This window comes from Rhizobium sp. WYCCWR 11146 (genome assembly GCF_013591995.1).
GTDB lineage: Bacteria > Pseudomonadota > Alphaproteobacteria > Rhizobiales > Rhizobiaceae > Rhizobium > Rhizobium indicum.
On the sequence record NZ_JACCEY010000010.1, the window covers coordinates 1 to 22,045 of the forward strand.

The 22,045-nt window shown below is 57.9% G+C and carries 21 protein-coding genes; 15 read left to right on the plus strand and 6 right to left on the minus strand.

Features of this window, described 5'->3' with window-relative positions:
* Both HX899_RS06090 and dut read left to right on the plus strand, forming a co-directional pair.
* The coding region (locus HX899_RS06090) for a site-specific integrase (protein ID WP_181291854.1) at positions 1-652 on the plus strand (652 nt) is incomplete at its 5' end.
* Positions 653-749: 97 nt separating this feature from the next.
* Positions 750-1,199, plus strand: coding sequence for a dUTP diphosphatase (dut, locus tag HX899_RS06095; RefSeq protein WP_210273703.1), 450 nt, complete (start codon positions 750-752; stop codon positions 1,197-1,199).
* A 26-nt stretch (positions 1,200-1,225) separates the two neighbouring features.
* On the opposite strand, the gene HX899_RS06100 is transcribed toward dut, so the two are convergent.
* From HX899_RS06100 to repA, 5 genes are all read right to left on the minus strand, one after another.
* A complete protein-coding gene (locus HX899_RS06100) occupies positions 1,226-3,379 on the minus strand; it encodes a hypothetical protein (RefSeq protein WP_181291856.1) in 2,154 nt (717 codons plus the stop codon).
* A complete protein-coding gene (locus tag HX899_RS06105) occupies positions 3,376-4,569 on the minus strand; it encodes a hypothetical protein (RefSeq protein WP_181291857.1) in 1,194 nt (397 codons plus the stop codon). Before HX899_RS06105 ends, HX899_RS06100 begins: the two co-directional genes overlap by 4 nt.
* Positions 4,570-4,959: 390 nt before the next feature.
* Positions 4,960-6,171, minus strand: coding sequence for a plasmid replication protein RepC (gene repC, locus HX899_RS06110; RefSeq protein WP_181291858.1), 1,212 nt, complete (start codon positions 6,169-6,171; stop codon positions 4,960-4,962).
* A 168-nt stretch (positions 6,172-6,339) separates the two neighbouring features.
* Entirely contained in the window at positions 6,340-7,344 is a 1,005-nt protein-coding gene (gene repB / locus HX899_RS06115) for a plasmid partitioning protein RepB (protein WP_181291859.1), read from the minus strand.
* 103 nt (positions 7,345-7,447) lie between these two features.
* On the minus strand, positions 7,448-8,656 hold the full coding sequence (repA, locus tag HX899_RS06120; protein WP_407073868.1) for a plasmid partitioning protein RepA: 1,209 nt from the start codon (positions 8,654-8,656) through the stop codon (positions 7,448-7,450).
* Positions 8,657-9,013: 357 nt separating this feature from the next.
* Between repA and HX899_RS06125 the strand changes: the two genes are divergently transcribed.
* The 13 genes from HX899_RS06125 to HX899_RS06185 all read left to right on the plus strand — a co-directional run bounded on the left by HX899_RS06125 (position 9,014) and on the right by HX899_RS06185 (position 20,437).
* Entirely contained in the window at positions 9,014-9,649 is a 636-nt protein-coding gene (locus tag HX899_RS06125; RefSeq protein ID WP_181291936.1) for an acyl-homoserine-lactone synthase, read from the plus strand.
* On the plus strand, positions 9,646-10,617 hold the full coding sequence (trbB, locus tag HX899_RS06130) for a P-type conjugative transfer ATPase TrbB (protein ID WP_181291860.1): 972 nt from the start codon (positions 9,646-9,648) through the stop codon (positions 10,615-10,617). Before HX899_RS06125 ends, trbB begins: the two co-directional genes overlap by 4 nt.
* On the plus strand, positions 10,607-11,011 hold the full coding sequence (trbC, locus tag HX899_RS06135) for a conjugal transfer pilin TrbC (RefSeq protein ID WP_181291861.1): 405 nt from the start codon (positions 10,607-10,609) through the stop codon (positions 11,009-11,011). The genes trbB and trbC overlap by 11 nt, the downstream gene beginning before the upstream one ends.
* A complete protein-coding gene (locus HX899_RS06140; RefSeq protein ID WP_181291862.1) occupies positions 11,004-11,303 on the plus strand; it encodes a conjugal transfer protein TrbD in 300 nt (99 codons plus the stop codon). The genes trbC and HX899_RS06140 overlap by 8 nt, the downstream gene beginning before the upstream one ends.
* 10 nt (positions 11,304-11,313) lie before the next feature.
* Positions 11,314-13,782: a conjugal transfer protein TrbE gene (locus tag HX899_RS06145; RefSeq protein ID WP_181291863.1), complete on the plus strand. Its 2,469-nt coding sequence runs from the start codon at positions 11,314-11,316 to the stop codon at positions 13,780-13,782.
* Positions 13,754-14,563: a P-type conjugative transfer protein TrbJ gene (trbJ, locus tag HX899_RS06150; RefSeq protein WP_181291864.1), complete on the plus strand. Its 810-nt coding sequence runs from the start codon at positions 13,754-13,756 to the stop codon at positions 14,561-14,563. The genes HX899_RS06145 and trbJ overlap by 29 nt, the downstream gene beginning before the upstream one ends.
* Positions 14,560-14,787, plus strand: a complete 228-nt coding sequence (gene trbK / locus HX899_RS06155; RefSeq protein ID WP_168475403.1) for an entry exclusion protein TrbK — start codon at positions 14,560-14,562, stop codon at positions 14,785-14,787. Before trbJ ends, trbK begins: the two co-directional genes overlap by 4 nt.
* On the plus strand, positions 14,781-15,971 hold the full coding sequence (trbL, locus tag HX899_RS06160; RefSeq protein WP_181291865.1) for a P-type conjugative transfer protein TrbL: 1,191 nt from the start codon (positions 14,781-14,783) through the stop codon (positions 15,969-15,971). The genes trbK and trbL overlap by 7 nt, the downstream gene beginning before the upstream one ends.
* A 17-nt stretch (positions 15,972-15,988) precedes the next feature.
* The gene (locus HX899_RS06165; RefSeq protein WP_181291866.1) at positions 15,989-16,666 is read left to right on the plus strand and encodes a conjugal transfer protein TrbF; all 678 of its coding nucleotides are present in this window, start codon (positions 15,989-15,991) and stop codon (positions 16,664-16,666) included.
* A gap of 17 nt (positions 16,667-16,683) precedes the next feature.
* Positions 16,684-17,535 carry a P-type conjugative transfer protein TrbG gene (gene trbG, locus HX899_RS06170; protein ID WP_181291867.1) on the plus strand — a complete coding sequence of 284 codons (852 nt, stop codon included), beginning with the start codon at positions 16,684-16,686 and terminating at the stop codon, positions 17,533-17,535.
* A complete protein-coding gene (gene trbH, locus HX899_RS06175) occupies positions 17,535-18,011 on the plus strand; it encodes a conjugal transfer protein TrbH (protein WP_181291868.1) in 477 nt (158 codons plus the stop codon). Before trbG ends, trbH begins: the two co-directional genes overlap by 1 nt.
* Positions 18,012-18,022: 11 nt before the next feature.
* Positions 18,023-19,342 (plus strand): IncP-type conjugal transfer protein TrbI, encoded by a 1,320-nt coding sequence (gene trbI / locus HX899_RS06180; protein ID WP_181291869.1) that lies wholly within the window; start codon positions 18,023-18,025, stop codon positions 19,340-19,342.
* Between the two features lie 285 nt (positions 19,343-19,627).
* Positions 19,628-20,437: an aldo/keto reductase gene (locus HX899_RS06185; protein WP_181291870.1), complete on the plus strand. Its 810-nt coding sequence runs from the start codon at positions 19,628-19,630 to the stop codon at positions 20,435-20,437.
* Between the two features lie 19 nt (positions 20,438-20,456).
* Here HX899_RS06185 and HX899_RS06190 read toward each other — a convergent pair whose 3' ends face one another.
* Positions 20,457-22,043, minus strand: coding sequence for an FAD-binding protein (locus HX899_RS06190; RefSeq protein WP_181291871.1), 1,587 nt, complete (start codon positions 22,041-22,043; stop codon positions 20,457-20,459).
* Positions 22,044-22,045 lie beyond the last annotated feature (2 nt).

Consider the following 22,045-nt stretch of genomic DNA (forward strand, 5'->3'; position numbering starts at 1 on the left):
GCTGGCGATCCGAGCCGCGCCAAGACAACGTCTTCGCAAGAGCGCCAAGGCGGTCACCGGCGACGTCCTGGCAAGACTGCTGGCGACCTGCGCGACCGACAGTCTGCGCGATCTGCGGGACCGCGCGATCCTGATGGTCGCCTTTGCCTCCGGTGGTCGCCGGCGCAGCGAGATCGCCGGGCTGCGCCGCGAACAGTTGACCGTCGAGCCGCCCATTCCGGTCGAAGGCGGGAGCCCCCTCCCCTCTCTCGCCATTCATCTCGGCCGCACCAAGACGACAAGCGGCGACGAGGACGATACCGTCTATCTGACCGGCCGGCCGGTGGAAGCGCTGAATGCCTGGATGGTGGCCGCCAAAATCGAGAGCGGGAGCGTGTTTCGGGCGATTGGGCGTTGGGGAACGGTTTCGCGACGCGCGATTGATCCGCAATCGGTCAATGCGATCCTCAAGCAGCGGGCGGAGATGGCTGGATTGGACAGTGCGGAGTTTTCTGCGCACGGGTTACGCTCGGGCTATCTGACCGAGGCGGCGAACCGTGGCATTCCCCTGCCCGAGGCAATGGAGCAGTCACGACACCGATCGATACAGCAGGCATCCAGCTACTACAACAACAGCACACGACGGACAGGTCGGGCAGCCCGCATGATTTAACCGCGATAGCGAGCGGTTTCTCTATTAAACTCCTAGCGTGGTTCGCCCAACGAAAAATGATATGCAAGTTGTGAGCCTCGGAGAAGGAGCGATGAGGATGAGCGACAATCCGGCAGTCAGGGTAGTCCTTTTGAATGAGCAAGCCACTCCACCAGAATACAAAACGAGCGGCTCAGCGGGAGCTGACCTCTTCGCGGCATTCAACGGCCCAGCCATAATCTTGGGGCCGGGCAAGCGAGCAAATATTCCAACGGGAATTTGCATAGAAATTCCCGAATCCATGGAAGCACAGGTTCGTCCGCGATCGGGCCTTGCGTCGCACCATGGACTAACGGTCCTGAACTCCCCTGGTACGATCGACAGTGACTATCGCGGCGAGGTTATCGTCATCCTTTTAAATACCTCCGAGACCTCCTACACAGTCAAATCAGGAGATCGGATCGCACAGATAGTGATCGCCCCGGTGGTCAAGGCGGCATTTGACACCGTTACGAAGCTTGGTAGCTCCGCCCGGGGCCATTCCGGTCTGGGGAGTACCGGAAGCTAGCCCCAAAATGTCGCACTGCGCCACCTTCAGTATGTCCATGGAATCTTCTTAATGATCCATTGGTTCACTTCTGAGAGATCCGGGGCACTGGCGTCGAGTTTGGCTTTCAGGGACTTTTCACTGGCGGGCGTCAATTTCAATCTTTGAAGCGCGAGGCTGAGTAAGAATTCGCTTAGCGCTTCGCCGTGCGGCAGATGCTGCAAATCTACCATTCTCCCGACTAGGTCCGCCATACGTTCACTTTCGATTGGGGCATCGCGATAGTCGAGTTCGATCGGGAGGGACGCCCTGATAAAGGCCGCTTGTATTATCCCGTCGTTGAAGCGGAAGAACGTCTCTGCTGCAATAACACAGTGGTTATACGCATCATTGAGCAGCCGTTCGGATTGCATCGTGTCCTTTCCCGAGCGGATGTTTGCCACAATAGCCGCTATCGTGGTGAACACGTCTGCTTGAGACGACGTTGAACAGTTCACGGTACGGGGCCAAAAAGCGAAATTATCTCTTAGTTTAAGTTTGCCTCCCAGCCCTTCAAGGAACAAATTGTCGATGAGACCAAGGGAGCTATCCAACTCCCCCAAGCGCTTTTCGAGTTCATTTGGAAGATTGTCGTCCTCAACGAGCAGCGCTCGTTCCGCCTGCCAGCTCTCCGCTAGCCGTTCTCGATCAATTAAGATGTCAAACCATTTATGGAACTTATACGTAGGCTGCTCCAGGTTGCTCTTCAGCGCCGAGGAGAACGCAGGAGAGGAAGGCATCGCTGCAGTAGTAATGTAGATCCTGTGAGAGGCAGGCGCGTATTGCCGGAGCGCTCGACTCGCCATAAGGAACTCCGCGCCGTGGCCAGTAGCGCCTCCAACAACTACGACTGGGGCTTCGCAGATTTCCCAATCCATTTTTCCGGACTCGATTTCCTTCAGAGTAAGGGTCCGGCACTCCACCAATCGTCCTCCCTGCGCGTGCACTTCAGCCGTGATGGCCGAAGCAAGTGTTTTGGACGAGGGATCATCGTCAAAATGAACGATCGCACGTGTCGAAGCCGGAATACTCGTCGCCACGAGTGTTCTAACCCATTTCCTGAAGAAGTCGGTAAGGACCAATTTTTCTACGTCAACCCAGATAGCTCTCCGGGAATTGGCGATAAGGCTTGACTTATAGGCTCGAAAGACTTCCTGCCCTACTAATTGGGGCAGAAATCCTTTTACAACGTCAGGTTTGTCGTCAAGCTTGGGAACGATCGCTCTGGGACCGTCGGGAACCGCATGGAAATGCTCACCGATCAGGTTGATAGGCCGGCTGTTTTTGGGGTCAATTCGCGTGGTCTGCGGTCGGATTCCATTTGGGTTCAGCTCGCCATCGTAAACTAGGTCCGCAAGAGTAGTAGTGTTGGGAGCGCTGGCCGGAGCCGTGGAAAACAGCGTCACAACCATCTTCGGGTCGGCAACCACCTTCGAAATCCCCTTAGCCATTTCCCCCGACTGGGAGGCTGAGATAAGCACCAGCTCCTTCCTGTCTTTGTGGAAGGGGTGCGTATCTTTGCCATCGTAGGACTTGAACGTTGTTATGACTGGAACGGTTTTTCGATCCTTCATAAGTACGGCCGCGAAGGCCAGGCTGGCGATCGCCGACGTGTCGACATGGATCCTCTGAACGTCATCGGTCAGCAATTCAAGGATCCAGAACGCGCAGAAAAAAATTTCCGCCCCCTCCGCCAATGCGTGTGCTGCTCGCAGAAAGCGACTGTCTGCTCGGCCGGAAGGCTTCATAAAATGCGCGGTTGGCCCGGCTTCTAGTAATCCTCCGCGATCGCGAAAGAGCTTGGTCAGCCCCTGCCGCCGAATTGGCTCCAAGTTGAGTGTCTTAGGAGGGTCAGCTCGGAAGGCCCGCAAAAATCGCACATGTCCGCAGCGGTCGTATAAATAAGCGCCGATTGGAACGTCACGTGCAATTGGCGCAAAGATATCATCCAACTCGTCCCCGAGATCGGTGAGAACCTTGGTCAATAATTCCGGGAATAGGATTACCACCAATTCGGGCGACAGATCATTTCTCGTCTGGTCGGAAACTGCTGTCGTCAGATCGTTGGCATCGAATTCACCTGGCCCAGAAAAGATTACGAGCGTTGAAGCCCCATTGGGCGCCTCAGCGCTCCGGCATCGAAACGAATAGAGGCTATTCATTGATTACGCTCTCGGTTCAAAGGCAACATTGCGGTTATGAGAGTTCCATCTGCCCATGCGCGAGGCTGATTAGGTCGGCCACCGTCAATCGAGTCCTCCAGACCTTCGTCAACGTCGGATTGGTGTCCAGGTACGCCGGCGACGTGGACAAGTGAAAGCCTTCCAGAACGAACGCGAATGAACCCACCATTATCGCTGACAACGCGCATTATTCTAAAAAGCCCGTTGCCGCTCGTCTCGCCTCCCTTGGTTGTCCCACCCTTTCGAAAGCATGAAAGTACCGCTTGGAACTCATCCTCGATTGATATCTGACCACCAAGAATTCCCGTGGAAACTCGCCCCTTCTTCTGTAGCCACGTTTGGGCCATCCCAGCGCCGCTGTCAAAAATAGACATCTCCACAAACTGTGCATGTTGGGCTGCTGGGTGATCGGGCCGCCAGGCTTGAAAGTAGTCCTCAATCGGTCTGTGCCCCGATGCACTTGGAACAAGCTTATCTCGCTTAATGTACCTGGAGCCGATGAGGACCCCTCGGACGGACCTCCTATATGCATTGCCTGCGGCGTCGGCCTGCGCGTGTTCATGTGTGTTCAGAAAAGCCTCGTACATCAGGCTGGCTGCAGCACTTATTAGTCGCGGATCACTGATAGGACGAGATCGAGGAATAATCACCCCTCCGGCTGCATGGAGCAAATCGGCAAAATCGCGGCGGCTTCTGACTTGATCGCTGTTTGGGCTGTAGAGACGGTTGGGGCGTGCCAGACGTTTAGCGTTATCGATGCATATTAAAGGAATGGTCGTTTTTGCGAACGCTCGGAGATCACTGAGGTGGCCGAAGTGCATCGCTTCAACAAACGGCAAGGCTGTTTCCATAGCCTCAGATCGCTCGATCGCGGCATCTCCGTATCCGCGAATTGCGCGAGCAAAATTCAACGCCACCAGACCAACCGCGGTACGCGAAAAGTGCCCAATCGACACCTCGTCGTTCCCATCCGCGTAAATTCGCAAAGCGGTGTTTTCAGTTGCTCGACGGGCCCAGGTGATAACCAGCTGCAGGAGAGACGCCTGACCGCCAATCGCATCAGCTTTTAACGTGTTCGGTAGTCTTAGTTCCTGTTCAGGATCTGCCCAGAGATTATCGAGATAGGTCTCGAAATCACCGAGCGAGAAGCTCTTCTCGACACTAAGCAATTCCTTCTTCCTCCAGCCCTGAGCGCGATATCGGCAGATCTACCAGCCTGCTGGTTTCAATTGTCTTATAGTATCGGCCTACAGCTTAGCCCAATGGAACCCGCTCACACATTGCCGCACCTGACTTGGTTCACAGGGCTCTGACGGTCAGCAGACAACGGCTATACTCTGGAGAACCAAATCGACGGTGTCCAAGGTCTGAACCGCACCTGTTTGCGGGAGGCGCTGAATGTGACCGAGGTTACCGGAGGACGTTGGTTAGGTTATCCCGCCCATGCCTGATGCGCTTACCATATGAGGTTCAGCAATTTCAATGGTTTAATGTGTCGTCAGCTGACAACAGCGCTCACTTCAGTCTTTCAGACAGATGTCACCAGCTAGTTCGCCTCTTCATGCACGCATCGCCCCTTCTGAATTGACCTTGAGGAGCGCCATTAGCATCGGGCCGAGAGAAAACTCGCCGCGCCGTGTTCTTGACGTGAGATCACGAAGATATCCCCCGGCCGAATTGATGTGCCCTGCCCTCTCAAGTATCGCAGCCATCGCCACGGCCGCGTTCTCGGCGCCCATAGCCTCGCAAGCGTCCTGATAAGCTGAAGCGCTTACACCCAAGGTCGAACGAACGACGACCGCGGCGGACATAAGGTCTCGCCAGCCTCGAACCTCCCCTCCTGGAGCGTAGGCTGCTATTTCAGGGCACGCCCGCATTACCAATCCAATTGGGAAAGTCTTCAGCGGCTCGGCATGCCGGACAAGATTTTGCCCTGACCTTTGCCCCTGCTCTTTTTCGGAGCGAGGTTCAAGTTCACTTATAGAGTCGGTATTTGAATTCTGTATGTGCTGACGGATATCGTTACCATTGGTGTCGGAATCTCCTGAAAAAACTTGGCATTCCAGTACGTTGAGGACGCCTTCACGCAGAAGCGTCAATTCATCTAGAACCGCTTCAAAATCCGGCTTCGATTTGGCCCCTTTTAACTTGGCCACGGCCGCGACGTAGGTTGCCTCCATCATCTCCCAATCGTCGGCCGCACCATCTTCAACGGCAGCCGTGATGAGCTTACGGACGTCCCTGCGAGTGATAGTTATGCGTTCTTTAACGACCTTCAGGCGCCTAGCGTCCTCGGCAACCTGCTGCGCCATGAGAGCGATTTCGTCTGACCGTGCAAGCAAGGGAGCAAGACTGAACCCGTAAGCTGTTTCGACCGCACCATCCTTGCCCCGCCTCACGTAGCGCTTGCCATTGGGGCTATCGTTGCGATTTATGAGGCCGGCATCAACCAGCACAGCCAGGTTCTCTCTCAGGGTCGTGCCGGCGATACCGTTTGCGCGAGCGATCAACTGGGCATTAGACGGAAAGACCACAAGGTTTTCATCGTCGCTGAGTTCCGCTTCAGGATAGAACGACAGGAGGGCGTTGAGTACGGCAAGCGCACGATCGCGTAGTCCGAGCAGCGTTCGAGCGTCACAGACGTCACGATACACTTTCCACTTATCCGCAGTCTTTCCCGTTCGGAGGTCGGAGATCTTGAATTGTGCCTTGACCAAGGCAAGCGTCACCTGCCGCCGCCCGAAGGGCGTCGTTATACTTCCACTTTGCATTCTTCTTTCACCTTTCGATCGGCAAAAGAAATCCACTCACCAAAACGGCGCCAAAGACTCTTGACTGGGATTCATGGAAATGCGATTCTCAGGCTGCTTAGACCAATGAGAGAGGCTTCCACGACGGCAACGTTTGGGGGCCTTTTTCTTTTGCGGTTTCTTCCTTTTCTAACTTTCTGACCCGGACGCGGTCTGCCGGAAGTTCTCGTAAAGATCGGGAATACGATCCATCAAGAACTTGGCAAATGCCTCGTCGCGATCCCTATCTATCTGGATCTTGCAAACCTTACCTGTGACAGCAAGGGTCGCGATCTCGGATCCATCTGCAGACTTTGCGCTAAGCGCATGGGGTTTCACCGAGCTTAGCTTATCAACTGCCTTGACGGCACGAAGCACCGCGATAAAGCGATCATCTGACGACTTGTGGCCGAAAGACTTGTCGCCCATTGCTTTGCGCGCTTTTGCTTCCGCACCTTCAGTCTTGAGAAGGTCGGCGAGCTCCTGCCACCGGGGGCGGCCGATTTTCGGGGCTCTTCCGATCGCCTGGCTCAACCAGACGGGCACTGCGCGACCTACATTGATGAGTTTCGACGCTTCCTGACGATCAACCGAAAGAGCAGTCTGAATGAGCGTCCGATCGAAGCCACCATCTTCGAGTTTCAGCGCGAACGTCGAGCGCTCAATGAAGGTAAGGTCTTCGCGCGCGGAGTTTTCTATGCCTTGCGCAACAACGAGACGGTCGTCTCCTAGCTCGCGTACGTAAGCTTTAACCTTGACCCCAAGTTCACTAGCAGCGCGCACGCGGCGATGGCCGTAAGCAATCTGATAGCGGCCAGGCTCGCTCGGATGGTTGCGAACGAGGATAGGTATTTCCTGCCCGTGCTCCAGGAACGAGGTCTTGAGCGCTTCGACAGCGGACGGATCCTGATCCGCAAAACGATCGGCGAAAGGAGAGGGGTCGATAAGTAAGGGATCAAGGTCAACTGGAAGGGCGCCTTCGGCAACCCGCTGCTTGAGTTCCTCGTAATCCCTCTCAACTTCCGAGAAGGTGTCCTTCAAGGACCTCACGGCGCCTGACGCTACACGCTGCATCGGTTGACGGGTCTCCGCCGTCGGCACCACATCCGGCCCAGCGGCAAAGAGATTGCGAACTGACTGAGTTCGTTTACTCATCTTTGGTCTCCCCGATCAAAACGTTTCTCTTGTGGGCGCACCGACATGGCGTCGTCAGCTGACAACAAGCTAAAGGATTGATTCCTTTGAGCGTGAAGCATGATCATCTGCCCCACACGTCATTGATCAAGCCGACGGCTTCATGGTTCACGGCATTGATAGATTCCATGGCGCGATCGTACGTCGACCGACCTACCGCACCACGCGACAACTCAAAGAGAGATTGTTTGGTCAAACCGGCATTGGCGATCGCAGTCGACTTCCAGGCTGCCGCAGCCATCACATCAGTTCCGAATACATCGCGAAGGAGACCGACGATTTCTTGCTCGGGGACGTCTCGCGGATCATGGCGGGTGATAAGGAACCTTAAGAAGTCATAGTCGAGCTTGCCACCCGCTTCTTCGATGACCGATACAAGATCGGACGTCATGAGAAGGAACTGGCTCATAGACGCGACGTCCACCATTTGCGGATGAACAGTGACAATCATGCCTGTCGCAGCATTAAGGGCGCCCATTGTAAGGAAGCCCAGCTGGGGCGGGCAGTCGATAACGACGATATCGTATTCGTTTTCGACCTGATTGATGGCGCTTGCGACACGCCTGAAGAAAAGATCTTCCGGCCGTCCTCGGTTCTGAAGCATGAAGCGCGGCGTTTGATGCTCGAACTCCATCAGTTCGAGATTGCCAGGGACAATGCTGATGCCCGTGAAGTAGGTCGGTCGAATCACATCCATCATCGGTACGCGCTGGTCGTCATACCGGATGGCGCCGTAGATCGTGGCATTTTCGGCAACGTCAAACTCGGGCTGATACCCGAACATCGCGGAAAGCGAGGCCTGGGGATCGAGATCGATTGCGAGAACTCTGTAACCCTGTAGCGCCAAACCCTGCGCGAGATACAGTGAGGTGGTCGTCTTGGCGGACCCACCCTTGAAGTTTGCGACGGTTATGATTTGAAGTTTATCACCTTCACGACGACGCGGCCAAAATCGCCCAGCTTCTTTCGGACGCGCCTCAGCGAGATATCGCCGCAACTCATTGATCTGTTCCAGCGTATAGGAGCGCCGCCCTCCGGCACCAATATCCGGCGTCGGGCCGAGGCCATCCAGCGACAGTTGGCGCAGGTACCCGTCAGACACGCCGACTATCTCGGCCACTTCGCCAGACGTGAAAGATCGAAGCGACTTCTGCGCTGTCGGAGGAAAGGCGCGTTCGCCAACCGCACGGAGTCGCGCAGATAGCGCTTCAGCGCGCTGCGTGATATGTGCAGACGTTGCTGTTCTACTGATGTGCCTGTCGATCACGTTCACTTTAGCCTCAGGTTCAAGACGGTTTAGAAGCGTCAGACGCGCTTATGCCGTCTCAAGATAACGCACGATTCTAACAATGCTGCAAGAGAATTAGAGTTAACAAGAAGTTAACGCCATTTCCTGAAATTCCGGCGGCGGTCGCAATTCTCAATATGTATCCGCAAGTTAGGCCGATTCTTCGCTGAATATCTATTCCTTGAGCTCTGCAGATCTGCAGACAGAATCCTGTGGTTTAGCCGTGCCTGGTTAGCCGAAGACGCAGGTCCATGCCGACTCAGCTTGCTGCAGATCTGCAGATAGCCATCCGTGTTTTCAGATGATCTTTCTCCGGCATGTCCACGTCATGCGGAGATCAAGATGCAGGTTTTAACCATTTCGCCAGATCGATATGTCGGTCATTCCAATCATCTAAGGCAGATGCACAGCCTACGCGCCGCAGTCTTTGGCGAACGCCTGGAATGGGATGTCTCCATTACCGACGCGGGTGAGCGTGACGAATACGACGATCTCGACCCGACCTATATCCTTGCGGTCACAGACGGCCAAAGGGTCGTCGGCTGCGCGCGCCTGCTGCCGGCGTTGGGGCCGACCATGCTAGAGCGGACATTCCCGCAATTGCTGGCATCCAATTCACTCAACGTGTCTGCCAACATGGTCGAGAGTTCCCGCTTTTGCGTCGATACGTCCTTGGCTGAGGGAAGGGGAGGGGGTCAGCTCCATCTCGCAACCCTCACCATGTTTGCGGGTATCATCGAGTGGTCGGTGGCAAACGGCTACGAAGAGATCGTGACGGCAACGGACCTGCGCTTCGAGCGCATTCTGAACCGGGCCGGATGGCCGATGAAGCGGCTCGGCGATCCTGCAGCTATCGGTAACACCGTTGCCGTCGCTGGAGCCCTGCCAGCCGATCGGGAAAGTTTTGAACGCGTTTGCCCGCATGGTTACCACTCGATCGCCGGACATCACGGCCGTCAGATCCGGAGCGCTGCGTGACCCAACTCCGCTCCCATCCCCGTCTGGTCCGCAAACTGCAGGATGCCCTCGGCGATCAGCTCTGCGTCGCGCTCGATGATACGACCGTGGTCGAGATCATGCTCAATCCCGACGGTCGGCTGTTCATTGAGCGGCTGGGACACGGCGTGGCACCAGCTGGCGCAATGAGCACCGCCGCAGCCGAAGTCGTCATTGGCACCGTCGCCCATGCCCTGCAATCTGAGGCTGACGACGAGCGGCCGATCATCTCCGGCGAACTGCCGATCGGCGGACACCGCTTCGAAGGGCTGTTGCCACCGATCGTTTCAAGTCCGGCATTCACCATCCGCCGCCGTGCCTCGCGTCTGATTCCGCTCACGGAATATGTAACCTCGAAGGCGATGACTGAGGCACAGGCGTCCGCCATTCGAAGCGCGATCAATGCGCGGATGAACATTGTCATCTCCGGAGGCACAGGGTCGGGCAAGACCACTCTCGCTAATGCCATCATCGCCGAGATTGTGACTGCCGCTCCAGAGGATCGGATTGTCATTCTCGAAGACACCGCCGAGATTCAATGCGCGGCCGAAAATGCCGTGTCACTGCATACCAGCGACACCATCGACATGGCGCGCCTGCTGAAGAGCACGATGCGCCTGCGGCCCGACCGCATCATTGTCGGCGAGGTCCGCGACGGCGCGGCACTGACGCTGCTCAAGGCCTGGAACACGGGACATCCGGGCGGCGTCACAACGATCCATTCCAACACGGCGATGTCAGCTTTGCGCCGGCTGGAGCAGCTGACGGCAGAAGCCAGTCAGCAGCCGATGCAAGAGGTGATCGGCGAGGCCGTCGATCTCGTCGTCTCCATTGAGCGAACGGGAAAGGGGAGGCGGGTCCGTGAGGTCATCCACATCGAGGGATACCGCAACGGCCGCTATCAGACCGAACACTATGCCCAGATCGATGAGGACAGCCATGTCGCGTAGAATCAATTTTCTTCTCACCTGTGCGGCACTGGCCGCCGTTACAATCGGCCTTCCAGATTCAGCACTTGCCTCTTCCGGCGGCGGCAGTCTCCCGTGGGAAGCGCCGCTGGAGCAGATCCAGCAATCGATCACCGGGCCTGTCGCCGGGTTCATCGCCCTCGCCGCCGTTGCCATTGCCGGCGCCATGCTGATCTTCGGGGGCGAGCTGAACGATTTTGCGAGAAGGCTTTGCTATGTCGCGCTCGTTGGGGGTGTCCTGCTTGGAGCCACCCAGATTGTTGCCCTTTTCGGCGCGACCGGCGCATCGATCGGCGAGGCCAACGCACAGGCCGAGCAAAGCACTCCCGAACCGACGATGACGCCGGCCACTGAAGGGGAGGGGGCTCATGGCTGAGGTGGGCTCCGCTCTTATACGCTCGCGCGTGCACCGGGCGCTGTCGCGCCCGAACCTTCTGATGGGTGCCGATCGCGAGCTGGTGCTATTGACGGCGCTTGCGGCCATCATCCTGATCTTCGTGGTGCTTACCTGGTATGCGGCGCTGTTCGGCATCGCGATCTGGCTGGTCGCGGTTGCTGCACTCCGCATGATGGCAAAATCCGATCCGCTAATGCGGCGCGTCTATCTCCGCCATATCTCCTACAAGACGTTCTATCGCGCGACCTCGTCGCCGTGGCGCAAGTTCTGAGGGGCTGCTGATGGTCGCCCTCAAATCATTTCGCCATTCCGGACCATCCTTTGCCGATCTCGTGCCCTATGCCGGCCTCGTCGATAACGGGGTCATCCTGCTGAAAGACGGCTCGCTGATGGCCGGTTGGTATTTCGCGGGGCCGGATAGTGAGAGCTCAACCGACGCCGAGCGCAATGAGGTCTCGCGCCAGATCAACGCCATCCTTTCGCGGCTCGGCTCCGGATGGATGATCCAGGTCGAGGCCATCAGGGTGCCGGCCGGTGATTACCCGACCGAGGCGGATTCTAACTTTCCTGATCCTGTCACACGCGCCATCGACGATGAGCGGCGGGCGCATTTTCAGAAGGAGAGGGGGCATTTCGAGAGCCGGCATGCGCTGATCCTGACATGGCGACCGCCGGAACCAAGGCGCTCCGGCCTGACGCGGTATGTCTATTCGGATGCGGCCAGCCGTTCCGCTACCTATGCCGACACGGTGTTGCAAAGCTTTTTGACCTCGTTTCGTGAGGTCGAACAGTATCTCGCCAATGTCGTCTCGATCCGCCGGATGATGACCCGGGAAACGCCGGATCGCGGTGGGTTCCGTGTCGCGCGCTACGACGAGCTCTTCCAGTTCATTCGCTTCTGCGTCACCGGCGAGAACCATCCGGTTCGCCTGCCAGACATCCCCATGTATCTCGACTGGCTGGTGACGGCCGAGTTGCAGCACGGCCTGACCCCAATGGTCGAGAACCGGTTTCTCGGCGTGGTGGCGATCGACGGTCTGCCGGCCGAAAGCTGGCCCGGCATTCTCAATACGCTCGACGGGATGCCGCTCAACTATCGCTGGTCGTCACGCTTCGTCTTTCTCGACGCTGAGGAAGCAAGGGCAAGGCTCGAGCGCACCCGCAAGAAGTGGCAGCAGAAAGTACGGCCGTTCTTCGATCAGCTTTTCCAAACCCAGAGCCGCTCGGTCGATCAGGATGCCATGCTGATGGTGGCAGAAGCCGAGGACGCCATTGCCGAAGCCTCCTCGCAGTTGGTCGCCTATGGCTATTACACACCGGTCATCGTGATATTTGAGGAAGACCCCACCCGCCTCCAGGAAAAGTGCGAGGCTATCCGTCGCCTGATCCAGGCCGAAGGATTTGGCGCACGCATCGAGACGTTGAACGCCACGGATGCCTTTCTCGGCAGCCTGCCCGGCGTTTCCTACGCCAACGTTCGCGAGCCGCTGATCAACACCCGCAATCTCGCCGATCTTATCCCGCTGAACTCCGTCTGGTCGGGCAGTCCGAACGCGCCTTGCCCGTTCTATCCACCGGCCTCGCCGCCCTTGATGCAGGTGGCGTCCGGTTCAACACCTTTCAGGCTCAACCTGCATGTCGACGACGTCGGCCATACCCTGATTTTCGGCCCAACCGGATCGGGCAAGTCGACGCTCCTGGCACTGATTGCCGCGCAATTCCGCCGATACGCAGGCGCGCAGGTATTCGCCTTCGACAAGGGCGGCTCAATGCTTCCCCTAACGTTGGGCGTCGACGGCGATCACTACCAGATCGGTGGCGATATCGGCCCGTCGGCGAACGGTGAGGTGAGGGCTCTTGCGTTTTGCCCGTTGGCAGAACTATCGACCGATGGTGACCGTGCCTGGGCGGCCGAGTGGATCGAGACACTGGTGGCATTGCAAGGTGTGACGATCACGCCGGATTATCGCAACGCCATCTCCAGGCAGTTGGCGCTGATGGCGGAATCCCGCGGCCGCTCGCTGTCGGACTTTCTGTCCGGTGTCCAGATGCGCGAGATCAAGGACGCGCTGCATCACTATACCGTCGATGGTCCGATGGGCCAGTTGCTCGATGCCGAGCAGGACGGTCTGGCGCTCGGCGCCTTCCAGTGCTTCGAAATCGAGGAGCTGATGAACATGGGCGAGCGCAATCTCGTTCCCGTTCTCACCTACCTGTTTCGCCGCATCGAAAAACGCCTGACCGGGGCGCCTAGCCTGATCATCCTCGACGAGGCCTGGCTGATGCTCGGCCATCCGGTGTTTCGGGACAAAATCCGCGAATGGCTGAAGGTGCTGCGCAAGGCCAATTGCGCCGTGGTTCTTGCCACCCAGTCGATCTCGGACGCCGAGCGATCCGGGATCATCGATGTGCTCAAGGAGAGCTGCCCGACAAAAATCTGCCTGCCGAATGGCGCCGCGCGCGAGCCGGGGACACGCGAGTTCTATGAGCGCATCGGCTTCAACGAACGGCAAATCGAAATCGTCGCGACGGCCACTCCCAAGCGCGAATACTATGTCGTCTCCCCCGAAGGTCGTCGTTTGTTCAACATGGCGCTCGGTCCGGTCGCCCTCTCGTTTGTCGGGGCGTCCGGCAAGGAAGATTTGAAGCGCATTCGCAGCCTTCATTCCGAACACGGGGCCGGATGGCCTCTCCATTGGCTCCAGCAAAGGGGAATCACCCATGCCGAGACACTCTTCCCGACGTCCTGAAACTATTCATGTGTCCTTCGTCGTTGCCACCGCGCTTGCGATCGCCTTGCCGCTTCCGGCTTCTGCGGGCGGCGTGACGGGGGAGGCAACCGAATGGACGCAGCTCGCCAACAATGCCGAGCTGATCTCGCTGGTCGGCAAGTCGGCGGAGCAGGTCAACAACCAGATTACCCAGATTTCGCAGCTTGCCGAGCAGATCCAGAACCAGATCAACATCTACAACAACATGCTGCAGAACACAGCTCAATTGCCGAGCCACATCTGGGGTCAGGTCGAGAATGACCTGAAGAACCTGCAGAACGTCGTGGAGCAAGGGCAGGGCGTCGCGTTTTCGATGGGCAATATCGACGACGTGCTCAAGCAGCGCTTCCAGAGCTTTGCCGAGATGAAAAGCAACCTGCCCGACGGGGCAGGCTTCTCTTCCACCTATCAGAACTGGTCCGACACCAACCGCGACACGATCGGAGGCACCTTGAAGGCCGCAAACCTGACAGCCGACGAGTTCTCAAGCGAGGAAAGCACGATGTCATCGCTACGGTCGATGTCGGAATCGGCCGACGGGCAGATGAAGGCGCTGCAGGTCGGACATCAGATCGCTGCCCAGCAAGTCGCACAAATGCAAAAGCTGCGGGGTCTGGTTTCCCAGCAGATGACTATGATGGGGACATGGTTCCAGTCGGAGCAGGCGCAAAAGGATCTCGCCCAGGCGCGGCGCGAGCAATTTTTCAGCGGAAGCGAGCATGACATCCGTGGCGGGCAGACGATGGAGCCTCGCTGGTGAGCCCGCGTCTTGTCATCATCATGGCTGTCGTGGTGATCATCGCGTCCGGTGTCGGCGTCACCAGATGGATCGTCCAGCCACCTCCAGCAGCCCTGTCCGGAACGGGCGAAGCATCACCGCAAGCTGCATCAGACGCAGACCGCCGGGCTCACCGGGAAAAGTTCTTTGGCGGCAACGCCGAGCGCGACATTCGCGGCGGCCAGGAGATGAAGCCGAGATGGTGATCGTTCATCCCTCCCGGCGCATCGAGCGCGCCGTCGTCGCAATCGGCCTCGTACTGGTCGCGAGCACGCCGGCTATGGCGCAGCAGGGTCAAGTGCTCACTACGCTGGAGAATTCCGTCGTTGCGGCCGCCAAAGGCTGGGAGACGACGGTAATGAATGCGGCGCGGTCGCTGTTCTGGATATTGGCGGGCATCGAGGTCGGCATCGCCGCCGTATGGCTGGCAATTAATGCCGCGTCGCTCGACAGCTGGTTTGCAGAGCTCGTGAAGCGCATCATGTTCATCGGACTGTTCGCCTTCATCCTCGATCAGGGGCCGGCCTTCGCCAAGGCGGTCGTCGATAGCCTCTACCAGATCGGCGCTGGCGGCGGGTCGGCCTCTCCCGCCAACATTTTCGACGCCGGTATTCGTGTCGCGACCAAGATGTCCGAACAGGCGAAATTTGGCCTGTTCGAGGATAACTCCCTGGCGATCGCCGCCGTCTTCGCCATGGTCGTGGTCGTCGTCTGCTTCTCCCTCGTTGCCGCGATCTTCGTCTCGGTCATGGTGGAGATGTATGTCGGCTTGCTCGCCGGCATGATCATGCTCGGATTGGGCGGTACGTCATATACCAAGGACTTTGCCGTCAAATATCTGGTCTACGCCTTCTCGGTCGGCATGAAACTGATGGCGCTGGTGATGATTGCCAAGATCGGCTCCGACATTCTGCTGGGCCTGGCCGAGGCACCGACAGCCACCTCCGAGCAGTTCATCACCACACTTGCAATCGCCGGCATTTCGGTCGTGGTCTTCGTCATCGCCATGTATGTGCCACCGATCCTGCAGGGCGTCGTTCAGGGTGCTTCCGTTTCCGGTGGCATGGAAGCCATCCGCCATGGCGGACAGGCCGCATCCTTTGCGGCCGGCGCCGGCTTTTTGGCGACGGCAGCAGCCAGCAGAGGTTTTCAGGCAGCAAGAGCGGCAAGGGCAGGGGGAGCGTCCCTCGGCAGTGCCGCGATGCGCGGTATGGAAGCAGGCATCGGTGGTGCGGCAGGTGCCGTTGGCTCGGCGGCCAAGGATAAGGCGATCGCTTCCCCCGGTGCCTATGCCGGTTCGCTGCTGGGGCTTGCCAACGCCAAACTCGACCAGCAATCGGGACGAACCACATCACCGCCTCCACCCCCGCCGATCAACGAGAACAAATAACTGGAGGCCGATCAGTCATGGCCGGACACAATCCGCTTGATCATCCCGATCTTGCCAATCCCTATATCGCCGCTCGCAACGAATGGAACGAGCGTTATGGCTCCTATGTCAGATCAGCCGCCGCCTGGCGCATCGTCGGCATCGCCGGCATGACCATGGCTGTGATCGGTTTTGGCTACGCGCTTTATCAAAGCACGCAGGTCAAGCTCGTTCCCTATATCGTCGAGGTCGACAAGCTGGGCACGGCCGTCAATGCCGGCTTCCCGCAGCAGATCGAATATGCCGATCCGCGCGTGGTGCGTGCGACCCTCGGCAGCTTCGTGTCGAACTTTCGAAGCGTGACTCCGGACGCCGTCGTGCAGAAGCAGTACATCGACAGAACTTATGGGCTGCTGAGGACATCCGACCCGGCCACTGAAAAGGTCAATGCCTGGTTTCGCTCCAACTCGCCGTTCGAGAAAGCGAAGAACTCGACGGTGGCCATCGAGGTGAACAACATCGTCGCGCTGTCGAACCAGAGCTACCAGGTAGACTGGACCGAATTCGAGCGCGACCGGCGCGGCAAGGAAACCGCCGTACGCCGCTTCCGTGGGATCGCAACCGTGACCCTGACGCCGCCACAAGACGAGGGCGTCATTCGCTTGAACCCCATCGGTCTTTATCTCCGCGACTTCGACTGGACAGCACAGCTTTGAAAGGCATGGCCCCGAACATGATCATCCCGCGCACAAGAACACGGGCCAGCCTGACGGGCGCGCTCGCCTCGGCACTGTTGGCGTATTCAGTGGTCGCTCCGCTGCATGCATATGCTGCCGATAGCGTCACAGCCAACGAAGCAAAGGGCATGGGTATCTCCACCCAGTGGCGCGGGTCTCGCGGTCTGGTTACCAAGGGTGCCGACGGCAAGGTGATCTTCCTTTATGGCGAGGTTCAGCCATCCGTCGTTTGCTCGCCGCTACAGGTTTGCGATATCGAACTTCAAGGCGGGGAGGTCGTCCGCGACGTGCTGGTCGGTGACACCGTGCGCTGGAAGGTGGAGCCCGCGACGTCGGGTGCCGCTGGCGGGCAGGCCATCCACCTGATCGTCAAGCCGTCGGAGCCTGCTCTCGTCACATCGATGGTGGTGACGACGTCCAGGCGTACCTATCACATTCAGCTCAAGTCCCACTCGACGCAGTATATGGCGCGTGTCGGCTTCGAATATCCGGAGGATGTTTCGGCGAAGCTGGCCGACATCAACGCCCGGATCGAGGCGACCACCATCCCGGGCGCGGGTGTTCCGGCCGAGCAGCTGAACTTCGCCTATTCTGTTTCGGGCAACGCGGGCTGGCGACCGACGCGGGTCTATTCCGATGGGCTCAAGACCTACATCCAGTTTCCACGCTCGATCTCCGGCCAGGATGCACCGGTTTTGTTCGTCACGTCAGGCGGGCAGAACCGGATTGTGAACTACCGCATGAAGGGCGACATGATGGTCGTTGACTACCATGTCGATCGCGCGGTGCTCGTGTCGGGGGTCGGTTGGAAACAGGAAAAGATCTCCATCAAGCGGGGAGGGCGGTAATGAACATCCCTCTCTCCCATTCGCGCCTCTTGCAACGCCTCCGCAATTTTGCGGCAACCTGCGCCCTGGCCGCCCTTCTTTCCGGATGCCAGTCGGCCGGAACAGAAGGGCTCGATTCCAGCACCGCGCCGCCGGAAATCTCCGGTCCTGCAGCCAGCGCAATCGCCGGCGATATGGTGAGCCGCCTTGCTGAACAGATCGGGCCGGGAAAGGCGACCGTTGCGCTCAAGACTGATACCTCGCCCTTCGGACAGGCGCTGGAAGCGGCGCTGAAGGGATGGGGCTATGCCGTCGTCACCGACCAAAAGACAGATAGCAGCGCGACGGTCATCCCGCTCGCCTATGTGATCTTGACTGTCGATGGTCAGGTGTTGGCTCGGCTTTCGACAAATAGCATCGAGCTCGGCCGTGCTTATTCCGTCACGGCAAGTGGCGCGACGCCAGCGAGCGCCTTGTCGCTCATGCGGCGCGGGTAAGGGAGGATCATATGGTGCAATCTCTCAATCTCGGCGGCGCCCCAAACAGCCAGGCCTCATCCACTATCCGGCGGATCAACCGCCTGCCAGTCGTTGTCATCATCGTTCTTGCGCTCGCGTTCCTTGGCGTCATCTTTTACGGGCTTGCCTCGCGTGGGCTCTACTTCGGCAAGGACAGCGGCCCGGAGACCAGTTCAGGCAATCCCGCTTCCACCTACGCCGACCAGATCAAACGCGGTGTCACCGACGGTATCATCGGCGAGCCACAGCAGCAGACCACCTTCCAGCCGACGCCGGTCGAAACAAAACAGGTCGATGAAAAGGCCAGTAATCCCTTCACGCCGCAGCCGGGGCAACACGAGGTGCAGCAGCGCGGTCAGGACCTCGAAGCGGAAGCGGTCTGGCGGGCTCGTCTTCAGCGGGAACAACAGGAACAGGTTCTGCGGGAACAGCAGCGCCAGCGGATGGCCCGCCTACAGGCGAACAACGCTGCGTATGATGCGCCGCTTGCCATCGATCGCAGCAAGCTGGAAGCCCGTGCTGAGACGAATGATGCGACCGCCGACACGGCGGCAAGAGCATCGACAGTTCCGACAAACACCCGAAGCTCTCCCGATCTCTATGCGGCCGCGTTGCGCGCCGGGCTCGGTGGTCAAAACGTTGATCCCAATGCCCAAGGCGCCAAGGAAGACTTCCTCAATGCCGACCTGAAAGAGCTTGGCTACCTGCCGAACCGTGTCGTGCCCCAACAATCGCCCTTCGAGCTGAAGCGCGGCTCGGTCATTCCGGCAACACTGATCACTGGCATCAATTCAGATCTGCCGGGGCGGATCACCGCCCAGGTGAGCCAGAACGTCTACGACAGCGCGACAGGGCATCGTCTGCTCATTCCGCAAGGAACGAAGCTCTTCGGTCGCTATGACAGCAAGGTGTCCTTCGGACAGAAACGTGTTCTCGTCGTGTGGACCGACATCATCTTCCCGAACGGCTCGACTTTACAGATCGGCGGCATGTCGGGGACGGATGCGCAAGGATATGGCGGATTCAGCGACAAGGTGAACAACCATTATTTGAAAACGTTCGGCTCAGCCGTGCTGATTGCTCTGATCGGGACAGGTATCGACATGGCCGTTCCGGAAAGCTCGACGCTCGCGACCCAGGACACGGCCTCGGATGCGACGCGGCGGAACTTCGCAGAAACGTTCGGGCGCGTCGCTGACAGGACGATACAAAGGAACATGGATGTTCAGCCCACACTGGAGATCAGGCCAGGGTACAAGTTCAATGTGCTTGTTGATCAAGACATCGTGTTCCCGCATGGATACCAGTGAGAGTTAAGAGCGCTTTCGAGGATCAAAATCTCCTCCGATTGCGTCCATTGACTCATTGATTTGCATTGCGTGGCAATTAGGCATCGGTTCCCTCCACAGGAAGCGTCGAAAACCGTTTAGTCGGCTTACTATCCTTTGACGCCAGTTCCCAACGAAGCTTCAGCCACAGCGTTCACAACGAATATTTAACATATTAATCATGTGGCGACCTGTCAATAGTGGGTCTCATTCATTTCCGAACTGAGACACGATTGCGGTGTCTTAACGACTTTCGAGGATACCGACATGAACAACAGCTTCTTGCCGAAGATTGGACTAGGAACGTGGTCTCTGCAGGGCGATGTATGCGTAGACGCGGTTAGTAACGCGCTTGAGGTAGGGTATCGTTTGATAGACACTGCAGCCTTTTACGGTAATGAGCGGGAGGTCGGAAAAGCGGTCCGGGAAAGCGGGATATCATCCAAAGACATCGTGGTAACGACGAAAATTTGGCACACAGAGTTGCAACCCGACGCAATGAAACGATCACTTGAAATTAGCCTCGAGAATTTACAGACGGACTACGTCGACTTGGTCTTGATGCATTGGCCTCCAAAAGACCTGCGGATCGAGGAGCCGCTGATGCAGTTGGCAAGTTTCGTTGAAGCCGGTCTCGCAAAAAGGGTCGGAGTCTCTAATTTCCCACAACAGCTTCTCGAAGATGCGGTAAGAGTGACGCCTGTCCCGTTGGCTTGCAATCAAATTGAAATGCATCTGGGCCTGCGCCAGAGAAGTCTTCTACAAATGATGAAGGGGGCAGAAATTGCTGCGGTTGCGCACTGCCCACTGGCCAGGGGGATCTACGGACAGCACCCGGTTTTGAAGAAAATAGCTGCCAAGTACAGCGTGAGTTGGCAGCAAGTGGCGCTAGCTTGGCTAGTTCGACAACCCAACGTCCACGCGATCCCAGGCGCACACGATCCGGCCCATCAGCGCGACAATCTTGCCGCTCTCGAGTTGATCCTCGATAATGACGATGTTGCCAGCCTCGATACGGTTTCTAACGGCACGCGGGTTTCAGTCCATCCTTACCCAATTCCAGGGCTTGAGGAATGAATGGTCCTAAACGGAGGGATCATCGGCGCTGATTGGCGCCGACTTCCAAACCGACAGTGTATGCCGCCGTCAGGATCGGACCGAGCGAACCACCGTGGCCGGGGTATCCTTTTCCGAATATACTTGCTGCAACATTGCCGCACGCAAAGAGTCCATCAATCGCGGATCCGTCCTCACGAACGACCTTACCGCGAGATGTCGTCTTCAACCCGCCCTTTGTGCCGTTGTTTCCCGGTAGAACTTCTACTGCGTAAAAGGGAGCAGCATCGAGCGGCCCCACACAGGGGTTCGGGCCGTGCCCCGGATCTCCATAATAAAGGCCGTGAACATCATCACCTCGCGCGAAATCTGGATCAGTGCCCTCACGAGCATTCACATTGAATCGATCGACTGTTTCGGTGAGACCTTCAACCGAAACGCCAAGTCTCTCAGCGAGTTCGGCAATCGATCCCGCACTGACCATCCATTCGGGTGCGGCCTGTTGCGGGGAGACAGAGGCGACAGCATAGCGCGACTTGAACGTGTGGTCGAAAATCAGCCAGGCGGGACGGTTCGGGTAAGAGAAAGAACCAGGATCAAACGTGTTGAACGCCATGCCGAGGTCATTGTATGAGCTTGCTTCGTTTACGAAACGCTCTCCTTTCTGGTTGACCATGATGGAGCCTGGCAAAGCAAGTTCGCGCACCATGTTGCGCGTCAGTGGTTGTCCATCAAGAGCATCCCCTGGAATTCGATATGCAGCTGTCCACCATGCTTCCGTCATATTGGCGACAGCGGCGCCAGCTCGAAGAGCAAGTCGCAGGCCATCTCCTTCATTACCAGGCGGTGTGGTCGGTACACTCGAAAATCCGGGCAGGTAAGCCGAAACGAGGGACGAATTCCACTCGAATCCGCCGGTGGAGAGGACGACGCCGAGCCGGGCAGATATCAACCCGGAAACGGTTTCGACCCCTACACAGCGATCTCCGTCAAACGAGAGACCTATAGCGGCTTCGTTAAGGTGAAACTGAACACCTAGTCTCGCGCATGCCTGCGCTAGCCCGGCGACCAAGGCGGCGCCTTGCGTTCTCATTCGACGCTTCTGACGGTCTTCGATTATTTCTGGCGTCAGTCCTTTCCGACCCTCTGTCGAGGTCACGGGCTGACGCAAGTGCGAATACCGAAGCGTCTTAAACAACGTCTCGTCCATTGCTGGCTCGAATGGTAGCGGCTCGACCGAACGGCCGGCACGTGCGCCGGGCCAGCCAGGATGGTAGTCGGGGCGATCTACACTGAAGAAACGCAGCTCTGACTGCTCTTCCAGGAACGACAACATATCAGGCCCGGTTTTCAGAAAATCGATCAGAAGGCTGTTGTCGACCTCGCCAAGAGTCAGTCGCGTCAGATAGGTGATGCCGTCTGCCTCAACGTCCTCAAAACCGTATTTTTGCATCACATGGTTTTTTGGTATCCAAATGCCACCCCCGGAGATCGCAGTGGTGCCACCGATGAGATGGGATTTCTCGAATACGCCGGCGGTCAGGCCTTGGGATGCAGCTGAGAGAGCCGCGAGTAGTCCTGCACCACCACTACCGAGCACGACGACATCATACTGCATTTGTTTCATAG